General features: G+C 62.7%; 1 protein-coding gene. It reads right to left on the reverse strand.

Annotated features, from left to right (window positions below; translation table 11 throughout):
- On the reverse strand, window positions 1-279 hold a 279-nt coding region (locus ACNEUN_RS06220), incomplete at both ends, for an RHS repeat domain-containing protein (protein WP_463631559.1).

Below are 279 nucleotides of genomic sequence, written 5' to 3' on the forward strand. Positions count from 1 at the left end.
TCTGGACGAACCCGTTCGCCAGCGTGATCACGGTCTGCGTCGCCGCATCGGCGAACACGATGCTCGTCGTCCCGCCGTTGACGTCGGTCTGCGAGACCAGCCGGTTCAGCCCGTCATAGACATAATATTGCGTGTTCTGCCCGGCCACGACCGAACTGAGCAGCCGCCCCGCGGAATCATAGGTGTAGTATTCGTGGGTGTAGCCGCCCCAGCCGTTGTACGAGGCATAGTTGTTGTTGGCCGAGCCACGCAGACGCTGGGTCAGGTTCCCCCGCGCAT

The sequence above is a fragment of the Gardnerella sp. C0684A1 genome, from assembly GCF_055326835.1.